This window comes from Leisingera aquaemixtae (assembly GCF_006740765.1).
Taxonomy (GTDB): Bacteria; Pseudomonadota; Alphaproteobacteria; order Rhodobacterales; family Rhodobacteraceae; genus Leisingera; species Leisingera aquaemixtae.
In genome coordinates this window covers 441,828-463,606 of record NZ_CP041159.1, presented here as the reverse complement: position 1 = coordinate 463,606, position 21,779 = coordinate 441,828, and the positions used below count along the sequence as shown (strand labels likewise).

At 68.0% G+C, this 21,779-nt stretch carries 15 protein-coding genes; 8 read left to right on the top strand and 7 right to left on the bottom strand.

Annotated features, from left to right (window positions below; translation table 11 throughout):
* The first annotated feature begins 4 nt into the window (after positions 1-4).
* Genes R2C4_RS03955 through R2C4_RS03930 form a run of 6 tightly spaced genes read left to right on the top strand, consistent with a single transcriptional unit; the run spans position 5 to position 10,538 of the window.
* Positions 5-1,021 (top strand): glycosyltransferase family 2 protein, encoded by a 1,017-nt coding sequence (locus R2C4_RS03955; RefSeq protein WP_141889671.1) that lies wholly within the window; start codon positions 5-7, stop codon positions 1,019-1,021.
* Positions 1,018-5,583, top strand: coding sequence for a MupA/Atu3671 family FMN-dependent luciferase-like monooxygenase (locus R2C4_RS03950; RefSeq protein ID WP_141889670.1), 4,566 nt, complete (start codon positions 1,018-1,020; stop codon positions 5,581-5,583). The genes R2C4_RS03955 and R2C4_RS03950 overlap by 4 nt, the downstream gene beginning before the upstream one ends.
* Positions 5,580-6,269, top strand: coding sequence for a 4'-phosphopantetheinyl transferase family protein (locus tag R2C4_RS03945; protein ID WP_141889669.1), 690 nt, complete (start codon positions 5,580-5,582; stop codon positions 6,267-6,269). Before R2C4_RS03950 ends, R2C4_RS03945 begins: the two co-directional genes overlap by 4 nt.
* Positions 6,266-7,204: a hypothetical protein gene (locus R2C4_RS03940; protein WP_414671956.1), complete on the top strand. Its 939-nt coding sequence runs from the start codon at positions 6,266-6,268 to the stop codon at positions 7,202-7,204. Before R2C4_RS03945 ends, R2C4_RS03940 begins: the two co-directional genes overlap by 4 nt.
* Positions 7,201-9,705, top strand: a complete 2,505-nt coding sequence (locus tag R2C4_RS03935; RefSeq protein WP_141889668.1) for a hypothetical protein — start codon at positions 7,201-7,203, stop codon at positions 9,703-9,705. Before R2C4_RS03940 ends, R2C4_RS03935 begins: the two co-directional genes overlap by 4 nt.
* A complete protein-coding gene (locus tag R2C4_RS03930; protein ID WP_141889667.1) occupies positions 9,702-10,538 on the top strand; it encodes a glycosyltransferase family 2 protein in 837 nt (278 codons plus the stop codon). The genes R2C4_RS03935 and R2C4_RS03930 overlap by 4 nt, the downstream gene beginning before the upstream one ends.
* A 167-nt stretch (positions 10,539-10,705) precedes the next feature.
* Here R2C4_RS03930 and R2C4_RS03925 read toward each other — a convergent pair whose 3' ends face one another.
* Entirely contained in the window at positions 10,706-11,911 is a 1,206-nt protein-coding gene (locus R2C4_RS03925; RefSeq protein ID WP_141889666.1) for a glycosyltransferase, read from the bottom strand.
* 237 nt (positions 11,912-12,148) lie between these two features.
* Here R2C4_RS03925 and R2C4_RS03920 point away from each other — a divergent pair, with 237 nt between their 5' ends.
* Positions 12,149-13,519, top strand: a complete 1,371-nt coding sequence (locus tag R2C4_RS03920; RefSeq protein ID WP_141889665.1) for an oligosaccharide flippase family protein — start codon at positions 12,149-12,151, stop codon at positions 13,517-13,519.
* Positions 13,520-13,601: 82 nt separating this feature from the next.
* Here the strand turns inward: R2C4_RS03920 and R2C4_RS03915 are convergent, their stop codons facing one another.
* From R2C4_RS03915 to R2C4_RS03900, 4 genes are all read right to left on the bottom strand, one after another.
* A complete protein-coding gene (locus tag R2C4_RS03915) occupies positions 13,602-14,852 on the bottom strand; it encodes a GumC domain-containing protein (protein ID WP_141889664.1) in 1,251 nt (416 codons plus the stop codon).
* A 147-nt stretch (positions 14,853-14,999) separates the two neighbouring features.
* Positions 15,000-15,845, bottom strand: a complete 846-nt coding sequence (locus R2C4_RS03910; RefSeq protein ID WP_333868371.1) for a CpsD/CapB family tyrosine-protein kinase — start codon at positions 15,843-15,845, stop codon at positions 15,000-15,002.
* Between the two features lie 159 nt (positions 15,846-16,004).
* Entirely contained in the window at positions 16,005-16,802 is a 798-nt protein-coding gene (locus tag R2C4_RS03905; RefSeq protein ID WP_141889663.1) for a sugar transferase, read from the bottom strand.
* 389 nt (positions 16,803-17,191) lie between these two features.
* Entirely contained in the window at positions 17,192-18,208 is a 1,017-nt protein-coding gene (locus R2C4_RS03900) for an AraC family transcriptional regulator (protein WP_141889662.1), read from the bottom strand.
* Between the two features lie 355 nt (positions 18,209-18,563).
* Between R2C4_RS03900 and R2C4_RS03895 the strand changes: the two genes are divergently transcribed.
* Positions 18,564-19,415: a 2-dehydro-3-deoxygalactonokinase gene (locus R2C4_RS03895; RefSeq protein ID WP_141889661.1), complete on the top strand. Its 852-nt coding sequence runs from the start codon at positions 18,564-18,566 to the stop codon at positions 19,413-19,415.
* A 297-nt stretch (positions 19,416-19,712) separates the two neighbouring features.
* Here R2C4_RS03895 and R2C4_RS03890 read toward each other — a convergent pair whose 3' ends face one another.
* Both R2C4_RS03890 and R2C4_RS03885 read right to left on the bottom strand, forming a co-directional pair.
* Positions 19,713-20,513 carry a TIGR03084 family metal-binding protein gene (locus R2C4_RS03890; RefSeq protein WP_141889660.1) on the bottom strand — a complete coding sequence of 267 codons (801 nt, stop codon included), beginning with the start codon at positions 20,511-20,513 and terminating at the stop codon, positions 19,713-19,715.
* A 90-nt stretch (positions 20,514-20,603) separates the two neighbouring features.
* Positions 20,604-21,617: a hypothetical protein gene (locus R2C4_RS03885; protein ID WP_141889659.1), complete on the bottom strand. Its 1,014-nt coding sequence runs from the start codon at positions 21,615-21,617 to the stop codon at positions 20,604-20,606.
* Between the last annotated feature and the right edge of the window lie 162 nt (positions 21,618-21,779).

Here is a 21,779-nt window from a genome sequence, read left to right as displayed (position 1 = left end):
CCTGATGAGCCAGCAGCGTATCCTTACCATCCTTCTCAACTACCGCACGCCGGAGATGACCCTGCAGGCGGCCGAGGCCGCGCTGCGCGAGATGGAGGACCTGCCGGGCGAGCTGCTGATCATCGACAACGGCTCCGGCGACGGCTCCTTTGAGCAGATCCGCGCCGGGGCAGAGGCCCGCGGCTGGCTGGACAGCGGGCGGCTGCGGCTGCTGGCCTCGCCGGTCAACGGCGGCTTTGGCGCGGGCATGAACATCGGCATCCAGGCGGGCCTGGCCGGCGGCAGCGCGCCGGAGTTCTATTACCTGCTGAATTCCGACGCCTTTGTGCAGGGCGGCACCATCCGCACCCTGCGCGACTTCCTGCTGGAGCATCCCGGCGCCGGGCTGGCCGGCTCCTACGTGCGTGGCACCGATGGCGACCCGCACCGCACCGCCTTCCGCTTCCCCTCGATCGCGGGGGAGTTCGAGGCCAGCGTGCGCACCGGCATCTTCACCCGCCTCCTGAAGCCCTGGGTGGTGGCGATGGATATGCCGCAGGGCGAAGTGCAGGTGGATTGGACCGCCGGCGCCAGCCTGATGATCCGCCGCGAAGTGATCGAGGCCGCGGGCGGCTTTGACGAGACCTTCTTCCTCTATTTCGAGGAAACCGACCTCTGCCGCCGCGCCGCCCGCGCCGGTTGGCGCACCCACTATGTGCCCGCCAGCGAGGTGGCCCACATCGGCTCTGTCTCCACCGGCATGAAGGGCTGGCAGCGCACGCCGCAGTACTGGTTCGACTCGCGGCTGCACTACTTCACCAAAAACCATGGCCGCGCCTATGCCACCGCCGCCACGCTGGCCCGCATCAGCGGCAGCCTGATTTATGGCCTGCGCCGCCTGATCCAGAACAAGCCGCAAGCCGATCCGCCGCATTTCCTGCGCGATCTGTGCCTGCACAGCCTGCGCGCGCTGATTGCGCCGCGCCGCTCACCCTCTTCGGAAACGCGCCTCCCTTCTCCGCTTGCAAAGGAGCAGAAATGACCGCATTCACCTGTGCCCTGATCGGCAATGAATCCCTCCTGATCGGCTGCGCCGATGCGCTGCTGGCCCGCGGCCACCGGATCCGGGCGGTGGTCTCTCAAGACGCCGACATCCGCGACTGGGCCGCGGACAAGGGCCTTACGCTGCTGGATAAACCCGCGGATCTGACCGGCGGATTTGACTGGCTGCTGTCGATTGCCAACCTGACCGTGATCCCGGACATGGTGCTGGCCCTGGCCGCCAAGGGCGCGGTCAATTTCCACGACGGCCCCCTGCCCCGTTACGCGGGCCTCAACACCCCGAACTGGGCGCTGATCAACGGCGAGCCGCAGCATGGCATCACCTGGCATCTGATCGAAGGCGGCGTCGACGAGGGCGATATCCTGGCCCAGCGCCTGTTCGACGTGGCGGCGGACGAGACCGCCTTCAGCCTCAACTCCAAATGCTATGCCGCGGCGATGGACAGCTTCGGCGAGGTCGTCACGCAGCTGGAAACCGGTGAACTGAAGCGCCAGAAGCAAGACCTGAGCCAGCGCCGCCTGTTCAAAAAATCCGACCGCCCGGCAGCGGGCGGGATGCTCGATTTCACCCGCCCCGCGGCGGACCTGGCCCGGCTGGTGCGCGCGCTGGATACCGGCGGCTACTGGAACCCGCTGTGCGCCGCCAAGCTGCGCATCGGCGGCACAGTCATACTGGCTGGCGGTGCCGAAGTTGCGGACGGCAGCGGCGCGCCGGGGACGGTGCTCGAAGCCCGCAAAACCAGCATAACAATCGCCACAAGCGACGGCACCCTGACCCTCTCCCGCCTGACCACGCCCGCAGGCCAGCCGCTGGACATTACTAAACTGGCCCATGCCGGAGATCTGGTTCCCTCCCTGACCGCGGCTGAGGCAGAGGCGCTCACCACCCGCCTCGCTGCGGCCCAGGGCGGCGAAAGCCATTGGCGCGGGCGGCTTGCCGCGATGCAGCCGGTGCAGGTGCCGCTGGCCTCGGATGCCGGAGGGGAGGGGTTCGGCCGCTCTGAGATCGCCTTGCCGGGTGCCCTCAGTGAGGGCCAGGCGGCGGCTGGTGTGCTGGCCTGGGCGCTGCTCAGCAGCGGGGAAACCGCCGCGGATGTGGCACTCGCCGCTGGCAGCACGGAGGACCTGCCCGGCCTGATCTCCCCTTGGGTTCCGGTACAGGCGCAGCGCGGCCAGATGCTGCAGGATCTTACCGGCCGCATGGCAGAAGAAATTGAAAAGGCGCGGAAATACGGCGGTTTCCCTGAGGACCTGGTGGCCCGCGATCCGGCAATTCCGGCGCAGGCGCAGCCCGCAATCGGCCTGTCTCTGGACCAGGACCTGCCGGTCGGCGGCTGCATCGCCACCGTCACCTTCTGCGGCGGCAACATGGGGCTGCACACCGACAGCAGCCGGCTGGATGCAAAATCCGCCGGACTGCTCGCCGCCCGGCTGGAGCTGGTGCTGACCGCCATATTGGAAGACGCAAACCGCCCGGTCGCAGAGCTGCCCATCCTGCCGCAAGCCGAGCGCAAGCTGCTGCTGGAGGACTGGAACAACACCGCCGCGGAGTACCCCGCCGGTCAGACCATCCACGCGGCGTTTGAGGCGCAGGCGGCCAAGACCCCGGACGCAACTGCGCTGGTGTTCGAAGACCAGAGCTTCACCTACGGCGAAGTCAACGCCCGCGCCAATGCGGTGGCCGCCCGCTTGCGTGAAATGAACGTGAAACCGGGCAGCCATGTCGGCATTTACATCCGCCGCGCGCCGGACCTTGTGTTTGCCGCGCTTGGGGTGATGAAGGCCGGCGGCGCCTATGTGCCGCTGGATCCTGCCTATCCCGCTGACCGCATCGCGCATTACATCGCAGACAGCCAGGCGCAGGTGATCGTGACGCAAAGCGCGCTGGCCGCCAGCCTGCCTGCCTCGGACGCTGAAGTGCTGGATATCGAAACCGTCCCCGCGGGGACAGCCGGGGAAAACATCTCCGGCGGCGCCACCGGCAGCGATCTGGCCTATCTCATCTACACCTCCGGCTCTACCGGCCTGCCCAAGGGGGTGATGGTCACCCATGCCAATGTGTCGAACTTCTTCACCGGCATGGACGCCCGCATCCCGCATCAGGAGGGTGATGCCTGGCTGGCCGTCACCAGCCTCAGCTTCGACATTTCGGTGCTGGAGCTGTTCTGGCCCCTTTCGCGCGGCCTGAAACTGGTTCTGTCCAGCGACGAAAGCCGGCTGGAGCTGTCCAAGGGCCCTGTGGCGCTCAGCAGCCGGAAGATGGATTTCAACCTGTTCTACTGGGGCAATGACGACGGGCCGGGGCCGCAGAAATACCATCTGCTGCTGGAAGGCGCCAAGTTCGCCGACCGGCACGGTTTCAACGCGGTCTGGACGCCGGAGCGCCATTTCCACGCTTTTGGCGGGCCTTACCCGAACCCGTCGGTCACCGGCGCCGCGGTTGCGGCGGTGACGCGGAATATCGGCGTGCGCTCCGGCTCTTGCGTGGCGCCTTTGCACCATCCGGCGCGGATTGCCGAGGAATGGGCGGTGATCGACAACCTGACCGCGGGGCGTGCGGGCATCGGCTTTGCCTCCGGCTGGCAGCCGGATGATTTCATCCTGCGCCCCGAAAACACCCCGCCCGCCAACAAGGCCGCGATGTTTGACGCCATCGAAACCGTGCGCAAGCTGTGGCGCGGCGAGGAAGTGGCCTTCCCGCGCAAGGACGGCGGTGCGCACAGCGTGATCACCCAGCCCCGCCCGGTGTCCAAGGAGCTGCCTGTCTGGGTCACCACCGCGGGCAACCCGGAAACCTGGCGCGAGGCCGGGGCGATCGGGGCCAATGTGCTGACCCACCTTTTGGGGCAAAGCATCGAGGAGGTGGCAGGCAAGATCCGCATCTACCACGACGCCCTGCGTAAGGCGGGCCATGACCCCGCGGATTTCAGGGTCACGCTGATGCTGCACAGCTATCTGGCGGAGACCCGCGAGGAGGCCCGTAAGGTGGCGCGGGAGCCGATGAAGGACTATCTGCGCTCTGCCGCCGGGCTGATCAAGCAATACGCCTGGGCCTTTCCGGCCTTCAAGAAACCCGAGGGCGTCAACAACCCCTTCGAGATGGACCTGGGGATGCTGTCCGAGGAAGAGCTGGAGGCGATCCTCGACTTCGCGTTCGAGCGGTATTTCGAAGAGTCCGGCCTGTTCGGCACCATCCAGGACGCCTGCCAGCGGGTCGAGCAGCTGAAGCGCATCGGCGTGGATGAGGTCGCCTGCCTGATCGACTACGGCATCGCGCCTGATGTGGTTCTGGAAGGGCTGAAACCGCTGGCCGAGGTGCTGCGCCTGTCGAACGCGCCGCAGGAGCTGGCGGCGGATGACTTCTCGCTGGCGGCGCAGATCGTGCGGCATGGGGTCAGCCATATGCAATGCACCCCGTCGATGGCGCGGATGATAGCCGCGGACGCGGACGCCAGCGCCTGCCTGGGCCAGCTGCAGCATCTGCTGGTCGGCGGCGAGGCGCTGCCCGGCGATCTGGTGCAGGCCTTGAAGGACGCGACCCGGGCAGAGATCCGCAACATGTACGGCCCGACCGAGACCACGATCTGGTCCACCGTCGAGAAAATCTCCGCTGTCCCCGCAGGGACAGCCGGGATTGGCACGCCGGTTGCCAACACGCAGGTCTATGTGCTGGACGAAAATCAAGCGCCTGTCCCCGCGGGAACGCCGGGGGAGTTGTATATCGGCGGCGCGGGTGTCACGGCGGGCTACTGGCAGCGGCAGGAGCTGACCGCTGAACGGTTCGTTAACACACCGTTCGCTGCGGGCCGCCTGTACCGCACCGGCGATCTGGTGCGCTGGACGGCAAAAGGCAGCCTGATGTTCCTGGGCCGCACCGATCACCAGGTGAAGATCCGCGGCCAGCGGATTGAGCTGGGGGAGATCGAGGCAGCGCTGGCAGCACAGCCTGGCGTGACAGGTGCCGTGGTGGTGCCGCGCGGAGAGGCCGGAGCGGAACAGCTCGCCGGCTATGTCACAACCTCTGCGCCGGTGTCCGGGGAGGCGCTGAAACAGGCGCTGGCGGCCCGGCTGGCGGAGGTCATGGTGCCCGCGCATATCGTCACGCTCGAGGCTTTCCCGCTGACGCCAAACAAGAAAATCGACCGCAAGGCGCTGCCGGACCCGCAGCCTGCGCGGGTTGAGGCCGCCCCGGCGGTGCCGCTGGATGCCGGTGCGCAGGCCAGGATCGCTACCGTCTGGAGCCGGATCCTGGGCGTCAGCGGCATTGGGGCGCAGGACAATTTCTTTGCCCTGGGCGGCCATTCCCTGCTGGCGGTGCAGGCGCACCGGGAGCTGCGCACGGAACTGGGCACGGCGGCGCTGTCGATCACCGACATCTTCCGCTATCCGACGCTGGCGGGGCTGGCGGCGCATATCGAAGGGCTTGCAGGCACCCCGGCAAATACGGAAAAACAGCCTGAGGCAGACGCAGGGCCGGACCGCGCCGACACCATGTCGAAGCGGCGGGCCATGCGGGCAAACCGCAGGGCAAGGGCCGGATGACAGAGACCAACAGCAAACTGGCAGAGCGGCTGGCCCTGGTCCGGCCGCTTTTTGCCGCCGATGTGGCGCTGGCCGGGGCGGACCCCTTGGGCACGCCGCCGCCGCCGCTGGCTGATGAGGCCGCAGGGCTGTCGCCCAACGCGGTGGAAAAGCGGCGCAACGAGTTTGCCGCCGGGCGGTCCGCCGTGCATCAGGCGATGCGGCAGCTGCAGATCCCCCCTGCCCCGGTGCAGGTCGGCAGCGACCGGGCGCCGGTCTGGCCTGCGGGGGTGGTCGGCTCGATCACCCACACCAAGAGCTGCGCCATGGCGGTGCTGGCCCGCGCAGGCGACGTGCAGGCCTTGGGCATCGACGTGGAGGAAGACACGCCGCTGAAGGACGACCTGCTGCCCGCGATCTGCTCGGCGCGGGAACAGGCCTGGCTAAGGGGCCAGGACAATCCCGGGCAGATGGCCAAGGTGATCTTTTCCGCCAAGGAAGCGGCCTATAAATGCCAGTACACGCTGAGCCGGGCGTTTTACGGCTTTGACGGGATGGAGCTGGAATTCGATCTGGCGGCGGCGGCTTATCAGGCGTTTTTCACTGCCGACCGGCCGCCGTTTGCCCGCGGCGAGTCCGTCGGCGGGCGGTTTGCGATCGGGGCCGGGCTGATCATGACCACGGCGGAAATCCGGGGGCGCCGATGATGGGGCGGCGCGGGTTCCTGGCGCTGGCGGCGGCGGCTGCCACGCTGGGGCTGATGGTGTTTGCAACCCGCAGCCGCAGCGTGCCGGTGCCGCCGCCGCTGACCCCGCCGGAGGGGCCGCTCAGGGTGTTTCACCTGGGCCATTCGCTGGTCGGGCCGGACATGCCGCATATGCTGGCGCAGCTGGCGCCCAAGGGGCATGAGTATAACAGCCAGCTGGGGTCGGGCACGCCGCTGCGGGCGCATTGGGAGCCGGAGGAAAACATCCTCGATTTCGAAACCGCCAACCGCGCGCCTGCCTACCGCGATGCGAAGGAGGCCGTCGGGTCGGGCGACTACGGCGCCGTGGTTCTGACCGAGATGGTCGAGCTGCGCGATGCGGTCAAGTATTTCGACGCGGCCAAGTATCTGGGAAAATGGGGGGATCTGGCGCGGCAGGGCTCAGCGCAGACCCGGCTTTACCTTTATGAGACCTGGCACCGGCTGGATGACCCCGAGGGCTGGCTGGAGCGGATCGGCAGTGATCTGGAAACGCTGTGGACCGGCAAGCTTCTGGCGCCGGACAGCCGCCGCAATCCGGGCCACCCGGTGTATCTGATCCCCGGCGGGCAGGTGCTGGCGGCAGTGGCGCGGGCTGCGGAGGCCGGGGAGGTGCCCGGACTGGCTTCACGTGAATCGCTGTTTGCGCGCACGCCTGACGGCGGACTGGACCCGATCCATATCAATGATCTGGGGGCCTATGTGATTGCCTTGACCCATTACGCGGTGCTGTACCAGCGCTCTCCCGCAGGGCTGCCTCATGCGCTGGCCCGGGCAGACGGCAGCGCGGCGCAAGCGTTCAGCCCCGACGCGGCGGCGAAAGTGCAGGCAATCGTGTGGGAGACCGTGCGCGCCCTGCCCCGCACCGGTCTGGCGGCGGCAGAGGGCCCGGCATGAACCTGGAGGCGCTGATCACCTCGGTTGTGATGATCGGCCATTCGCTGTTCGGGCCGGACAATCCGCAGATGCTGGACCAGTTGCTGGACACCCGCGCCGAGGCCACGGTGGAGGCGCAGATCATCAACGGTGCGCCGCTCAGCTATAACTGGCAGCACAGCGGCAGTGCCGAGGGTGTTGATTCACGTGAAAGACTGCGCGCTCCTGCCGGTGCGGTGATCGTGACGGAAGCGATTCCGCTGGCCAATCACCTGAAATGGAGCGGCACGGAACAGGCGGTGACGCAGTTCTATGAGCTGGCCCGCGCCGCCAACCCGGAGGTGCAGTTCTATTTGCAGGAAACCTGGCACAGCCTGAACAGCGGCACCGGCACAGCGGTGCCGTTTGATGACGGTGCGGATGTGCCGTGGCGGCAGCGGCTGGAACAGGACCTGCCGCACTGGCAGGCGGTGGTGGAGGAGGTCAATGCCGCAACCGGCGGCGATGTGAAACTGCTGCCCGCAGGCCAGGCGATGGCGCGGCTGGACGATGCCATTCAGGCGGGCACGATGCCCGGGCTTGCCAGTATCCGTGATGTCTTTGCCGATGACATCCACCCCAACGCCACCGGCTTTTACTTCCTGGCGCTGCTGCAATACGCGGTGCTGACCGGGGAAAACCCCTCGGGCCTGCCGCACCGGCTGACGGACCGCTGGGGCAAGCCCTATCCCGCGCCGGCGCCAGAGCTGGCGGCGCGGCTGCAGGACATTGCCTGGGCCGCAGCGCAAGGCGGCAGCCTGCGCACCGCAGCCCTGCCTGCGGAGCCGGCGGCGCTGCCGCAGGATCCGGTGCTCCCCGTGCTGAACGCATCGCCGGCGGCAGCAGAGCCGCTACTGGCGGGGCCGCCCGTGCGCCAGCCCGTCGCCATCAATCTGGCGGGCATTGCCGACTGGAGCACCCAGGCCCCGTTCCTGGACCACTTCAAAACCGCGCGGCCCTGGATCGGCCACCTGCCCGGCCAGTGGGGCGGCGCGGATCACGGCGATCTGCAGGCGGCGGGCTATCTCGATCCGGATGGCTGGCCCACCGCGATCCCGCCGGAACTGGGCTCCATCGGCACGGTGATCCTGACCGACCTGCCGCAGGAGGCGGTGTCCCTGAAGGGCCGCTATGTTCTGCGGTTCGAGGGCGAGGGCATCGTCGAGGTCGCGGGCCGCGCGGAAAACGTCCGCTATGGCAAGGGCGAGGTGCGGTTCGGCTACACCCCCGGCCCCGGCCCGGTGGAAATCCGCATCCAGCGCATGGGCCGGGATGGCGGATATGTGCGCAATATCACCGTGGTGAAGGAAGAGCATCTGGAGGCGTTTGACAGCGGCACCCTGTTCAACCCGCTGTGGCTGGAGCGGCTGGACGGCTTTGCCGCGCTGCGGTTCATGGACTGGATGGCCACCAATGACTCGGCCCAGACCGGCTGGGAGGACCGCCCGCTGCCGCAGGACTACACCTGGGCGCTGAAGGGGGTTCCGGCCGAGGTGATGCTGGCGCTGGCCAATACGCTGGGGGCCGATGCCTGGTTCACCATGCCGCATATGGCGGATGACACTTACGTCCGCCAGTTTGCCCGGCTGGTTGAGCAAGGGCTGGACGAAGGTCTGCGCGCCTATGCGGAATATTCCAACGAGGTGTGGAACTGGCAGTTTCAGCAGGCGGCCTGGGCCGATGCGCAGGCCCAGGCGCGCTGGGGCGGCGAAGGCTTGTGGATGCAGCTTTATGGCGGCCGCGCGGCGGAAGTGGCGCAGATCTGGACGGAGGTCTTCGGAGCGGACAGCAAGCGGCTGGTGCGGGTGATCTCCTCGCAGACCGGCTGGCTGGGGCTGGAGGAGCAGGTGCTGGCGGCACCGCTGTGGAAGGCGGAACGGGCGGACCGGCTGGCGCCCGCGGCCTATTTCGACGCCTATGCGGTAACCGGGTACTTCGGCGGCATCCTGGGACTGGAAGAGCGCGCCGGGCAGGTCCGGGCCTGGATTGCCGCCAGCCGGGACCAGGCCCGGGCGGCGGCTGCGGAGCGGGGGCTGGCGGGGGCCACAGCGGCGGAGTTTATCGAGCAGCACCAGTATGATGCGGCCTCAGCCCAGGCCGGTGCGGAGCTGCGCGACGGGCTGATCTCGGGCGACAGCGCCGACACGCTGGCGGATTTGCTGGGCCGGGTGCTGCCCTATCATGCAGGCGTCGCGCAAAAGCACGGGCTGGACTTGATCATGTATGAGGGCGGCAGCCATGTGGTCGGGATCGGCCCGATGGTGGAGGACGGCGCGCTGACCGGCTTTTTCACTCATTTCAACTACACGCCCGAAATGGGGGCGCTCTACCGCGAGCTGCTGGCGGGCTGGCGCGCGCTTGGGGGGGCGCTGTTCACCGCTTACGCCGATGCGGGCGCGCCCGGAAAATGGGGCAGCTGGGGCGCCTTGCGCACCTTGAGCGATACCAACCCGCGCTGGGATGCGCTGGAGGCGGCGAAGTGAGCCCCCGGGTGTCGGTGCTGATCCCGGCCCACAATGAGGCGGGCTATATCGGGGCCTGCCTGGAGGGCGTGTTTGCCTCCGCGCCGCTGCCGCAGGGCATGACGGGCGAAGTGCTGGTTTTGGCCAATGGCTGCACTGACGAAACCGCGGCGCTGGCCCGGGCATTTGAGCCGCCGCCCGGCTGGACGCTTGAAGTGCTGGAACTGCCGGAGGGCGGGAAATTGCGGGCGCTGACGGCGGGCGATGGCGCGGCGCGCGGGGATATCCTGATTTATCTGGATGCCGACGTGGCGGTCTCGCCCGCACTGATTGCGCAGCTGGCTGAGGCCCTGGCGAATGGCGCGCCCCGGTATGCCAGCGGCCGCCCGCAGGTGGCCCCTGCCCGCAGCGCGGTAACCCGGGCCTATGCGCGGCTGTGGACACGGCTGCCGTTCTTCACCCGCGGGGTGCCCGGGTTCGGCGTCTTTGCCATGAGCCGCGCCGGACGGGAGCGCTGGGGGGATTGGCCGGATATCATCGCCGATGACACCTTTGCCCGGCTGAACTTTGCCCCGGCGGAGCGGGTGCAGGTGGCGGCAGGCTACAGCTGGCCGATGGTGGAGGGGTTCCGCAATCTGGTGCGGGTGCGGCGGCGTCAGAACGCCGGAGTGGCGGAAGTGGCCGCCCGGTATCCGCAGCTGCTGCCCAATGACGACAAGCCGCCCGCTGGCGGTGGTGCGGTTCTGAAGCTGCTGGCGGCGGATCCGGCCGGATTTCTGGTCTACGGCTTGGTGGCCCTGGCGGTCAAATCCCCGCTTTACGCCTCGCAATCCCGCTGGACCCGCGGCCGCTGAGTGCGGTTGCCAAGCCAATGCCCTCCCGCGCCCGCAGGATGCCCTGGCTGCGCCAGCGCACCCTTGGCGGCCTTGGGCCAGGCTCAGCGCCAAGGGCGCTGAGCCTGGCCCAACGGGAGCGGCGTATCTCACAGATGCGGCGGCGACGGGCGGGAGGGCTCCGGCGGCTACCCTGAGATTGCTTTGCGGAAATGCGCGGCGAGTTTGGCCGCCTCGCCCGCGCTGTCGTGACGCTCCAGCACCCGGGCGCGCCCCGCCTGCCCCATGGCCGCCCGCCGCGCTGCCGGAGTGTGCGCCAGCGCCAGCACCGCCTCTGCCAGCGCGGCCTCATCCCCGGCCGGCACCAGCCAGCCGGTCTGTCCCGGCACCACAAGTTCCGGCGTGCCGGCAATATATGTCGCGGCCACCGGGCGGGCGGCAGCCATCGCCTCCATCACCACCATCGGCAGGCCTTCGGCGAAGGAGGGCATCACCAGCGCGTGGGCGCGGGCCAGCTCGGCCCGCACGCCGTCCTCCGCCAGCCATCCGGTCAGGGTGATGTTGCCGCCCAAGCCTTGCCTGGCAATCTCCGCTTCCAGATCCGCGCGCATCTCCCCGTCGCCGATCAGTGCAAGATGCAGGTCCGGGATCTCCTGCACCAGACGGGCCATGGCGCGGACCAGCACCATCTGGCCCTTCTGCTCGACAAAGCGCCCGATGGCGGCCAGCCGCAGCGGCCCCTGGGGCAGCGGCGCAGGATCGGCGAAGCGGTCCGGTTCGATGCCGCAATGCACCACTTTAAGGCTGTCCCACTTGCCGAACGCGGCCCAGCGGCTGAGCTGGCTTTTGCCGAAGCTGCTGACGGCTACAGTGAACCTGGCCCGGTTGATCTTTTCACCCAGCGACAGGGCGTGCGGCGCATCGAATTCCTCCGGCCCGTGCACCGTGAAACTGTAGCCGGGGCCGCCCAGCACATGCGCCAGCATCGCAACCGCGGCGGAGTTGGTGCCGAAATGCGCGTGCATGTGCTGCACGCCCTCAGCTGCGCAGCGCTGTTTCACTAACGCCGCCTCGGCCAAGTAGACCAGGTGGCGCAGGATGCCCTTGTCCGAGGCCCGCGCCAGTTTCAGCGCCAGCTTCAGCGCCTGCCCGAACCGGGCCGGCGCCGCCGTTTCCCGTGCCAAGGCTGCCAGCAGACGCCCGGCCCCGGCCTTCAGAACATACTGCGTGCGGGCCGCCTCGGCCTGATCGCCCGGATCGGCCAGGGCCGCGCCGGAGGGGCGCATCGCCAGGCGCAGGATGTCCACGCCCTGGCGTTCCAGCGCCTGCAGCTCGCGGCGGATGAAGCTGTGCGACGGCTGCGGATAGGTGTTCAGGACATAGGCGATCTTCAACGCTGAATAATCCGTGCAAAAAGGTTTGTCCGCCGCAGGTTAGCGGCGGTTTCGCGTCTTGCCCAGCACCGCCGTCCGCTTGTCGCGCAGGCGTGGAGAATGCGGCAAAGGTTGCGGGATTGTCCTGCGGTTCCGGGCTGCTGGAGCTGTCTGCGCCACCGCAGGCGTCCCCGCGATTGACGCCCCTGCCCCGCCTCCCTAGCCTGCGGTACCGGACGTTGGGGGATCTATTAGAACATGCAGCGGGTTGCATCGCATTTTGCAGGCCAGGGGATGGCGGCGCGGGTGCTGCGCTCGGCCTCCTGGCTGATGATCGGCTATGGCGGCAGCCAGGCCCTGCGGCTGGCCTCGAACCTGATTCTGACCCGCATCCTGTTCCCCGAGGCCTTCGGCCTGATGGCGCTGGTCACCGTGGTGACGGTGGGTCTGTCGCTGTTTTCCGACGTTGGCATCGGGCCGTCGATTGCCCAGAACAAACGGGGGGATGATCCGGCGTTTCTGGATACTGCCTGGACCATTCAGGTGATCCGCGGCTTTGGCCTGTGGGCGCTGACGGCATTGCTGGCCTGGCCCGCGGCGGCGTTTTACGGCGCGCCGGAGCTGCTGGTTTACCTGCCTGTTGCAGGCGCCGGGCTGGCGATTGCCGGCTTTAACCCGACACGGATCGAAACCGCGCACCGGCATCTGCTGTCTGGGCGGGTCACGGTGCTGGACCTGGGCGGCCAGGTGATCGGGCTGGCGGCGATGATTGCGCTGGCGCTGGCAACGCAGTCGGTGATTGCGCTGGTGCTGGGCGGGGTGATCCAGGCTGCGGCCAAGCTGGCTTTGTGCCATTTCGGCCTGCCGGGCACCGCCAACCGGTTCCGCTGGGAGAAGGCCGCCGCGCAAGAGCTGATCCATTTCGGCAAGTGGATTTTCCTGTCCACCGCCTTCTGGTTCCTGACCTCGCAGGGGGACAGGGCGATCCTGGGGAAGTTCGTGCCGCTGGAAGTGCTGGGGATCTATAACATCGGCTATTTCCTGGCGAGCTTTCCGATGCTGCTGGGCCATGCGGTGAACCAGCGGCTGATGATCCCGGTTTACCGCGACAAACCCGCGCGGGAAGCACCGGAGAACCTGCGGCGGCAGCGGCAGCTTCGCGGCGGTCTGACGGCGGCGATCCTGGCGATGCTGCTGGCGATGGCTTGGGCCGGGCCGTGGCTGGTGCAGCTGCTTTATGATGACCGCTACGTGCTGGCCGGGCCGATGATCGTGCTGATTGCGCTGGCGCTGGCGCCGGCGGTGATCACCATGACCTATGACCAGGCGGCGCTGGCGGCAGGCGACAGCCGCGGGTTCTTTGTGTTTTCCGCGGTGCGGGCCTGCCTGCAGACGGCGCTGTTCCTGGGCGGCGTGGCTTGGTTCGGGCTGGCGGGCGGCATCGCGGCGCTGGGGCTGGCGATGCTGGCGGCCTATCCGGTGCTGGTGCGGCTGGCGCGGCGTCACCATGTCTGGGATCCGCTGCATGATGCGGGCTATGCGCTGCTGACGGTGGCGGCAGGCGGAGCCGCGCTGAGCTGGCACTGGCCCGAAGTCGCCGCAATGGCAGCTGCTCTTGGCACCCCTTAGGCACCGCCATAGGCGCCTGCATCGCAAACGCGCTCTGAGGGCAGTGCCCTGCCGCGAGCTGCCGGGAAAAGGTGCCTGATGCCTAGCTTCTGCGCCTGATCAGGTCCAACAGCCCGCGGCGCGGCGGGCGGGTGTTCATCACCGGGATGGAAACCACGGGCACCAGGCCGGTTTCCCGCTCCATCTGCGCGGCGGTGCGCAGCACCGGCTGGCGCAGCTCCTGCAGGAAGGCGGCCAGAAAGGCGGCCAGCAGGCTGGCCGCGGCCCCCATCAGCGCCTTGGTCTTGCGGGCACCGGTCACCGGGTAATCCGGCAAGGGCGCCGGTTCGATCACTGTCAGACGCTCTGCCTGGCGGCCGGTTTCCAGGCGGAAGCCTACTTCTGCCTCGTTGCGGCGGGCGGTCATCTGCGCAAGCTCTGCCTGCAATTGCTCCAACCGCCGGTCGTAGGCGCCCAGCCGGCGCTCCACCTCCGGGGTGGTTTGCAAGGACGCCTCAAGCCCGGCCCTGCGCCGGGTCAGCAGCTGCTCCTGCGCGTCCAGCGTGGCCAGTTTCTGCTCCGCTTCCTCCTGCATCCGGCGGGCGGTGGCGGGGCGTTCGGTGGCCAGCGCCTGGTCCGCGGCGCGGCGGATTTCGATCCGTTCGCGGGCGATTTCCAGAAGGCCCTCGTTCAGAGCTGCGATCTCTGCCCGGCGGAATTCGATGGTGCCCGGCAGGGTTACGTCATTTTCGTTGCGGTAGGCCGCGATTTCATCTTCCAGCGCGGCGACCTGATCGGCCAGCGCGGCTTCCTTGCCGGCAAAGAAGCTAAGGGTTTCGCGGGCCTGATCAATGCGGGTGGCGACGCTCAGCTCAATCGTGCGGCGGCCGAATTCGCTGGCGACCTGCTGCGCCTGTTCGGCGGTGGGCATCCGGGCGGTGATGGTCAGCACCGAAATGGTGCCATCGTCGGCAAAGCCTTCGCGGGCGGCAGCCACGCCGGTGATCCGCACCGAATCGCGCAGCAGCGCCACTTTCTGAAGCTGGGTCAGCGCCTCCATATCCGCATAAAGGCCGAATTTTTCGATGACTTCCAGCACCGCGCCGCGGGCCATCAGGCGCTGCTCGATCAGCTGTATGCGGCGGGCGGAAGAGCCCTCGACGGTGGATTTGGCCAGTTCGCCCGCAATCTGCGGCTGGGTGACCTGCAGCACCTCGGCGGTCTCATACTGATGCTGCTGGCTGGCGGCGAACCAAAGCGAGCCGAGGCAGCCCAGGATAAAGACGCAGACAATGGTGAACAGCCTGCGCCGCACCATGTCCAAAAAATCGCCCAGCGAGTAAATCGGCCCCATCTGTCTGCTCTCTTGCCCCTGCCCGTTGCCCGTGCCCGTTGCATGTGCCGGCTGCCCCTGCCCGCTGCCTGTGCCGGATCGGCCCGGCAGTGGCCCGCGCCCGGAGTCTGACCACAGCAACCGGGCAAAACTATGACGCCGGGATGGTCAATTCAGCGGGCTGTCCGTGTCGCGGGCCCGGTTCAGCACCACGCCCAGAAGCTCTGTATGGCCGGCCAGCATTTTCTCGCAGGCGGCCAGCTGCGCGGCGGTGGTGCGGGTGCCGTCGGAGATCAGCAGCACCGCGTCCACCTGCGGCAGGAAGGCCGCGGTGTCGTCATGCTCCAGCACCGGCGGCAGGTCGAACAGCGCGGTATCGGCGCCCGAGCGCAGCATCATGGCGTCCAGCGCCTCGGCGCAGCTGCCGCTGTGCAGCAGTTCTGCCGCATCCTGATCCGCGCTCCGGTTGAGGCCAACTGCCAGCGACGGCAGCGGGCGCACGAACTGGTCTTCGATCCGGGTGCTGCCGGACAGGAAGGCGGACAGATCGCCCTGCGTCTCTATCCCCAGCGCCCGGGCCATGCCGGGGCGGCGGAAGTTCAGGTCCATCAGGATGGTGCGGCTGCCCGGCACCCGGGCCAGGCTGAGCGCCAGATTGACCGCCGAGAAGGTGGTGCCGCAGCCCGCCGCGGGCGCGGTTACCGCCACCCTGTTCCAGCCGCGCGCCTTCAGGCTGTGCAGCAGCCGGGTGCGCAGCAGGTCAAAGGATTTGGCCGCAGGCGAGGTGCGGAACCGGCTGACCAGCGGCAGCCGCGCGGCCTGCTCAACGCCGGTGTCAAACGGCACCTGGCGGATCCGGTCCCAGGGTTCCGGCAGGCGGGCCGGCAGCTGCACCTGCGGCGGTGCGGCGGGCGCTGTCCTCTGCTGTGGCTCTGCCGCGCCGGTGCCGCCATCGGCAGACGGCGCCGCCGGCGCGCGGCGGCGGCGGAACCGCTTGAAGCTTTGCTCGCTCATGCCGTCCTCATCGTCTTCCAGTCCCGTAAGCGGGCTGCGGGCCGGGATGGCGCCGCACGCCCCTGATATTGCAAAATGCTTCACAACCCTGCCCTCCGCAATGGCTGGCTGATCTGCTGCCAGGCCCGGACGGCGGGCCTGCATAGGATCAGACAGAGGTTAATATCCCGTCCCCTTCATCACCACGCCGACGGTGCGCCAGAGCAGCCCAAGGTCCCGGCCCAGCGACAGCCCGTCGCGGTACTCGAAATCGGCCTGCACGCGGCTGGCAAAGCTGCCTTCGTTGCGCACAGAGACCTGCCAGATGCCGGTGATCCCCGGACGCAGCGCGAAATAGGCGGCAGCATCGCCGTAAAGCGGCAGCTGTTCCGGCATCATCGGGCGCGGGCCGACCAGGCTCATCTCGCCTTTGAAGACGTTCCACAGCTGCGGCAGCTCATCCAGAGAGGTCATGCGCAGCAGCCGCCCGACCGGGGTGATGCGCGGATCGTTCTTGAGCTTCTGGGTGTCCTGCCATTCCCGGCGCAAGGCGGGGTCGCTGTCCAGATAGTGCTGCAGCAAGGCGTCGGCGTCGCGCACCATGGTGCGCAGCTTCAGGATGCGGAACACCTTGCCGCCGCGGCCCAGACGCGGCTGAGTGTAAAACGGCCGCCCGCCCTCCAGCCACAGCGCCGCGGCACAGAGTAAGATAACCGGCAGCGTCAGCGGCAGGATGAGGATAACCAGCAGCAGGTCCAGAACCCGCTTGCCCGCTATCCGGTAGCCGCTGCCGCCAGCCCGGCGGCCGGGCCGGGCAATAGGCCGCCCCGCCGCCGCAAAGCCGGTCAGGCCTGCATTCATGTTGATAGGCTGCAAGCGCAGATGCTGCAGAGGCCGGTGAGGCAGAGTGGCGCCCCCGGTATCCTGTTCAAACTGCGCAAAAGACAGCCCCGCCCCTCCGGGAACCAAGTCTTTCATCGAAAACCCCCGCTACCCAGCCTGAAACCGGCTGGACCGCCCTCATTGACGAGGCGGCCGTGTCTAAACTCAAACCGGCCTCCCGCGCGCCATCGGCCGCAGAACACCACTACTGATTTTCAGGTTCCAAAACGGGGCGCGCCCCCACGCGCCCGCGCCGTTCTTGTTGGTCGCCTAATCCCCTGGCGACACTGCATTTCTGCAGTCACCCCCAATTAAACCAAATTTTAGGAAATTCGCGCAAATTGTGGCAAGGCACCGGAAAAGCCCGGAAAAAGCCTCAATACGGCCGCGTGAGCGGAAACAATTTCCGCTCAATCTACGGAATTGTTCCAGAACTGCGGAAATCAGGTGCAGAATCGCTTCTCGCGCACCCCGGTCTGAGCCGGTCAGCCGCCGCGGAACTGTCCCGGGCTTTGCCCTGTCCAGCGCCGGAAAGCCTCGCTGAAACTGTTCAGCCCGGAATAGCCCAGCAGAAAGGCAATTTCGGAGAGCGGCAGTCTGCTCTCCCGGAGATAGCGGATCGCCAGAGCCTTGCGCAATTCCTCAAGAACGGTGAAGTAGCTGGTGCCTGCCCGGGCCAGCTTGCGCGACAGGGTGCGCGGGCTCATGCCCAGATCGGCCGCCACATTCGCCAGCGATGCGGTGCCGCCGGACAGCCGGGCAGACACCGCTTCTTCGACCTGCGCCGTCAGGTCGGTGCTTTTGCGCCCCAGCCCGCGGCCGTGCAGCAGCTGGTCGCCAAAGGTGCGCAGCACCCGCAGCAGCAGGCGGTCGCCGCTGGCCAGCGGCAAATCCAGATCCTCGGGTTTGAACACAATGCGGCTGGCCGGAGCCGCGAACCGCATCGGGCAGCCGAAAAAGGCCGCGATCTCTTCGGCGCCGCGGCGGCGCTGGTGGACAAAGGCCGCCTCCTGCGGCTCGATCCGCGTACCGGCCGCCTCGCGCAGGGCGGAAAAGAACAGCGCCGCAAGGAATTCGGTATACTGATCCGCCTGCTGGCCGGAGGCCGCCGTGCAGGACCAGGCGAACTCTCCGTGCGAGGCGAGACGGGATGTGTCCACGTCCCAGGCGTCGCTCATCACCCCGGCATAGCGCGCGATGTTGCGCAGGAAGCAGCCCGCGGTCGGCGAGGTGCGGGCGATATAGCCCAGCAGGCCGGCCAGCCGCAGGTCGCTGGCGCAGCCGAGGCGGAAGCCGAACAGCGGATCGCCGGTCAGCTCCGCAGCGCGGCTGAAGAAGCCGGCGATGGCAGCAAAGGGGGCGGCAGGCTCTTCCTGGTTCAGCAGGGCCTGGCCGAAACCGGTGCCGGCAAACACGGCGGCGGGCGTGAACCCCTGGGTCAGCAGGTGACGCGCGGCGAGCTGGGCAAATATGGCATTGTGCGGTACCGGTGCGGCGGGCATGTTTGCGGTCTCTCCTTTTGCTGTCACGGCCGGTTTCAGTGTTTACGGTGCAAACCGTGTTCCGGATTGGCAGGGTCAGTTACGCGCGGCCGTTCGGTGCGGCGCCGGCCAGGAGGACAGGCAGTGCCCGGACCCGGCGCTCTCACCGTACTGGATATTGCGCGCCGGGCGCAGCGCTGCGCGGCCTGTCTTTCGCAGAAATGGCGTGCGTTTTAGCCTATGACGCGCATACCAGCGGGTAGACACCTCTCCTTACGGGTATTTGCGGCTGTACGGCTGCGCGCCGCGCCCTTGCCGGGACCGGGAATCACCGCCATAACCGCAGGCAAAGCCATGGCAGAGGAATGAGGACATCATGCACCCTCCCCAAAGCGCGGCCGGCTTTCTGGCTGCCAATCTGGACGGGCTGACGCTCACCGCCTGGACCGTGATCCCCGGCGCGCCGGCCGCTGCTCCGGCGCAGGTGCTGCAGCTGCCGGACAGCGGCGCTGCCGCGCTGGCCGCGGCGCTGCGCCAGGCCCTGGGCGGCGCGATCTGCCCGGTGGTTCTGGGCGGCAGCTCCCTTTTGCCGCCGCATCCGGTCCCGGCAGTGCCCGCCGGTCTGCCGCTGGGCGAAACCCGGCTGGACGGGCTGGAAATCCACGCCCTGCCCGGTCTCCGACAGGCGGCGCCCTGCGGCGTGATGCAGGGTGCCCTGGCCCGGCTCAGCGGTTTCCTGCAGCTGAACCCGGACTGGGACGGGGTGGTGTGCCTGCCCGGAGCGGTGACCCACTGGGTGCAGGTCAGCGCCCGCGAGGCAGTCAGCTTCCAAAGCGCCCTGACCGGCCAGATGGCGCAGGCAGCGGCGCAGGCGATGGGACTGAAGGCGGCGGTCAGCTGGGACAAGGCGGCGCTGGCGGAGGCGGCAGCAGACGGGATTGCGAGGCCGGAACAGCTGGCGGCCCGGCTGGCGTCGGTCCAGGCTTCGTCGGCTCTGGATGAGATGCCCGCGGCCGATGCGCGCGCCCGGATCTGGGGGCTGCTGCTTGGCGCCGAACTGGCGGCAGCGCGGCCTTACTGGCTGGGCCAGAACCTGGCGCTGATCGCAGAGCCGCCGCTGCAGGCGCTCTACGGGGCGGCACTGGAGGCGCAGGCGCTGCCGGTCAGCCTCGCCGATCCCGGCCGCATGGCGCTGGAGGGGCTGAGCCGCGCCTGGAACCGCCGCTGAGCGGCGGCGGCTGTTTCCTGGCCGGGACTGAGGCTTTCGAGGGCGCCCCGCCTGGCGCCCGGCACAGGCCCGCGCCTGGAAAAGCGAAGCGCTCCCGCGCCCGCAGGTGCCCCGGCTACGCCCAACGGGCACAGGCCGTCCGCCAGGTCGGCCGAAGCCGGGCGGGAGCGCTTCGCTGTCCTTGCCCGCCAGCCAGGCTGCATTTCACGTGAACCGGGACTTTGCCAGCCAGGGAACAAGGCGGAACAGGCCCGTAGAAAAGACCTGTGCATAACGCCTGTGCCTAAAGCCTGTGCATCAGGTCTTTGCGATGAAGCGGCTGCCCTTGCCGGGGGGCGTTTCCGGCGGGCCGGCAAAGCACTGGGCGATGCGCATCCAGTCCTGCGCTGCGGCGCCTTCCGCCTGCAGGCCGGTGTCGCCGGCATTGCGGACCTGCGTAACCACTTGCGCAAATTCCACAGCGCTGCCCTTGACGAAATTGCCGGCCTGCGGCGTGTTCCACTCCCAGACCGCGCCCGACGGTCCCGTCAATTGCACAAACGGCGCTGGCTCCGGCACCTCCAGCCCGCGGTTCGCGAAGCTCCAGCCATAGGTGGCCACCCCGAGATGCGCGATATTGCGGATGCGGTCGTGGTCCTGCCGCTGCAGCCCCAGCAGGTCGAACACCTCTTGGCCATGCGCCCAGGTTTCCATCTGCCGGGCGGTTATGGCGCTCAGCGCGCTCATGTCCGGGCCGATCCACTTGAGCCGCCTTTTGGGATCCGCCGCAGCATAGGCATCGGCGCAGCGCTCCGCCCCGTCCCGCCAGCCCTGAAACAGTGCGCGGCCCGACAGGCCGCCGAGCCAGGGGAACTGGCATTCGAGGATCGTCTTTCCCGCCTGCATGTCCTGCAGCACCGGCGCAATGAAGGCGGCGAACTCATCTTCCCCCTGCAGCGATGCTTCAGCCGCGGCGTTGAACAGGTGCAGGTGCCCCAGAACATGGCCGATGGTCCAGTCCTTGAACTGGGTCGCTCTATGAAAGGCCGCCTCTGGCAGATCTTCCAGAATGGCCGCCAAGGCACGGCTTTCGGCGCGGAAATCTTCGGCCTGCTGCATGTCTTCTCCCCCTGTGTGACCGGCAACAGGATAGCCGCCCCGATCGCATCGCTGGAAGCCCGGACGGCACGTCACAGGAAGGAGAAACCGTCAGCCCGCGGACATTGCCTTAAATGCGCGCTCCGCCGCCTCGAAGTTGCGGCTAAGGGGGGCGGTGTGCCGGGATTGCGCGGCGTAATAGGCGCCGGTGCGGCACAGCTGCGCGGCAAACGCGGGATGCACCCCGGCATCGTCATATTTGCGCACCCGCTCCTGGCTGAGCCAGCCGCGGCTCTTGACCTCTTTCTGGATCAGCTCCAGCCGCTGAATGCAGTGCAGGGCGGTGTAGGCCGACAGATACTCCAAGTATTCGCCTATCTCATGGCCGCAGCCGGGGTCGAAGGTTTCGATCATCACGTCGGCCATCTTGTCCGGCGCCACGGGCCAGGTCTCATCGCCGATGAGCCAGGCAAAATCCTCCGCGCCGTGGCGCAGGCCGGCATATTCAAAATCGAACCAGCGGACATACCCGTCCTCGCCGATCGCCGCATTGCCGGCGCGGCAGTCCCATTTCAGGAACTGCACCCCCGGCCGTTCCATGTATCCAGCGACCGCCGGGTAGTCGAACGCATCGGGGATGGCCATGGAACAGGCTTCCAGCGCCGCCACTGAGCCGACGAAGTTGCGGATCCAGCTGCGGTTGGCGCCCAGATGCGGCAGCACCGTATGCAGCGCGGTCTTGCGCGCCGCCGCCTGGATGCGGAAAACCGCGGCGCAGGCCTCAGCCGCCAGGTCGAGCTGGTCGGCTTCCTCGTGTTCAACGATCTCTTCACTCAGCCGTGTTTCGCCGGTGTCGGACTGGAACAGCACGTCCTTATGCACCCCCAGCACCCGCGGAATGTCATCGCAATGCGGTGCCAGCTGCTCCAGAACATAAGCCTCCAGATGGGTGCGGCGGAAGTTGGCGCGCAGGGTGGCAATTGCCGTGCGGTCCTTGAAATGCAGCCGCAGCGAGGAGCGCGACTTGCCGCCCGGGGCGGTGATTTCCACCGGTTCCTCGCCGAGCACCTCCCAGGCCGCCGCCGCGATATACGCGGTGCGGTCGTCGAATTTTCCATCAGCCATTGCCTGCACCTCTTCCCCGAACGCTGCCCTGCCCCGGCCAGCTCACCCCTCTCCGGTTAACGCCCTAAAGGGTAAAGGCGGCAATTTTCAGGACAGATTTGGGCAACGGCTGCGCACCGCGGGTTGAGTCGCGCTCTCCGGGCAAGGGCGGCGCAGGGCAAT

Coding starts and splice junctions, on each gene's coding strand:
- R2C4_RS03955 (WP_141889671.1), top strand. CDS start 5: ATGAGCCAGCAGCGTATCCTTACCATCCTTCTCAACTACCGCACGCCG.
- R2C4_RS03950 (WP_141889670.1), top strand. CDS start 1,018: ATGACCGCATTCACCTGTGCCCTGATCGGCAATGAATCCCTCCTGATC.
- R2C4_RS03945 (WP_141889669.1), top strand. CDS start 5,580: ATGACAGAGACCAACAGCAAACTGGCAGAGCGGCTGGCCCTGGTCCGG.
- R2C4_RS03940 (WP_414671956.1), top strand. CDS start 6,266: ATGATGGGGCGGCGCGGGTTCCTGGCGCTGGCGGCGGCGGCTGCCACG.
- R2C4_RS03935 (WP_141889668.1), top strand. CDS start 7,201: ATGAACCTGGAGGCGCTGATCACCTCGGTTGTGATGATCGGCCATTCG.
- R2C4_RS03920 (WP_141889665.1), top strand. CDS start 12,149: ATGCAGCGGGTTGCATCGCATTTTGCAGGCCAGGGGATGGCGGCGCGG.
- R2C4_RS03915 (WP_141889664.1), bottom strand. CDS start 14,852: ATGGGGCCGATTTACTCGCTGGGCGATTTTTTGGACATGGTGCGGCGC.
- R2C4_RS03910 (WP_333868371.1), bottom strand. CDS start 15,845: ATGAGCGAGCAAAGCTTCAAGCGGTTCCGCCGCCGCCGCGCGCCGGCG.
- R2C4_RS03905 (WP_141889663.1), bottom strand. CDS start 16,802: ATGAAAGACTTGGTTCCCGGAGGGGCGGGGCTGTCTTTTGCGCAGTTT.
- R2C4_RS03900 (WP_141889662.1), bottom strand. CDS start 18,208: ATGCCCGCCGCACCGGTACCGCACAATGCCATATTTGCCCAGCTCGCC.
- R2C4_RS03895 (WP_141889661.1), top strand. CDS start 18,564: ATGCACCCTCCCCAAAGCGCGGCCGGCTTTCTGGCTGCCAATCTGGAC.
- R2C4_RS03890 (WP_141889660.1), bottom strand. CDS start 20,513: ATGCAGCAGGCCGAAGATTTCCGCGCCGAAAGCCGTGCCTTGGCGGCC.
- R2C4_RS03885 (WP_141889659.1), bottom strand. CDS start 21,617: ATGGCTGATGGAAAATTCGACGACCGCACCGCGTATATCGCGGCGGCG.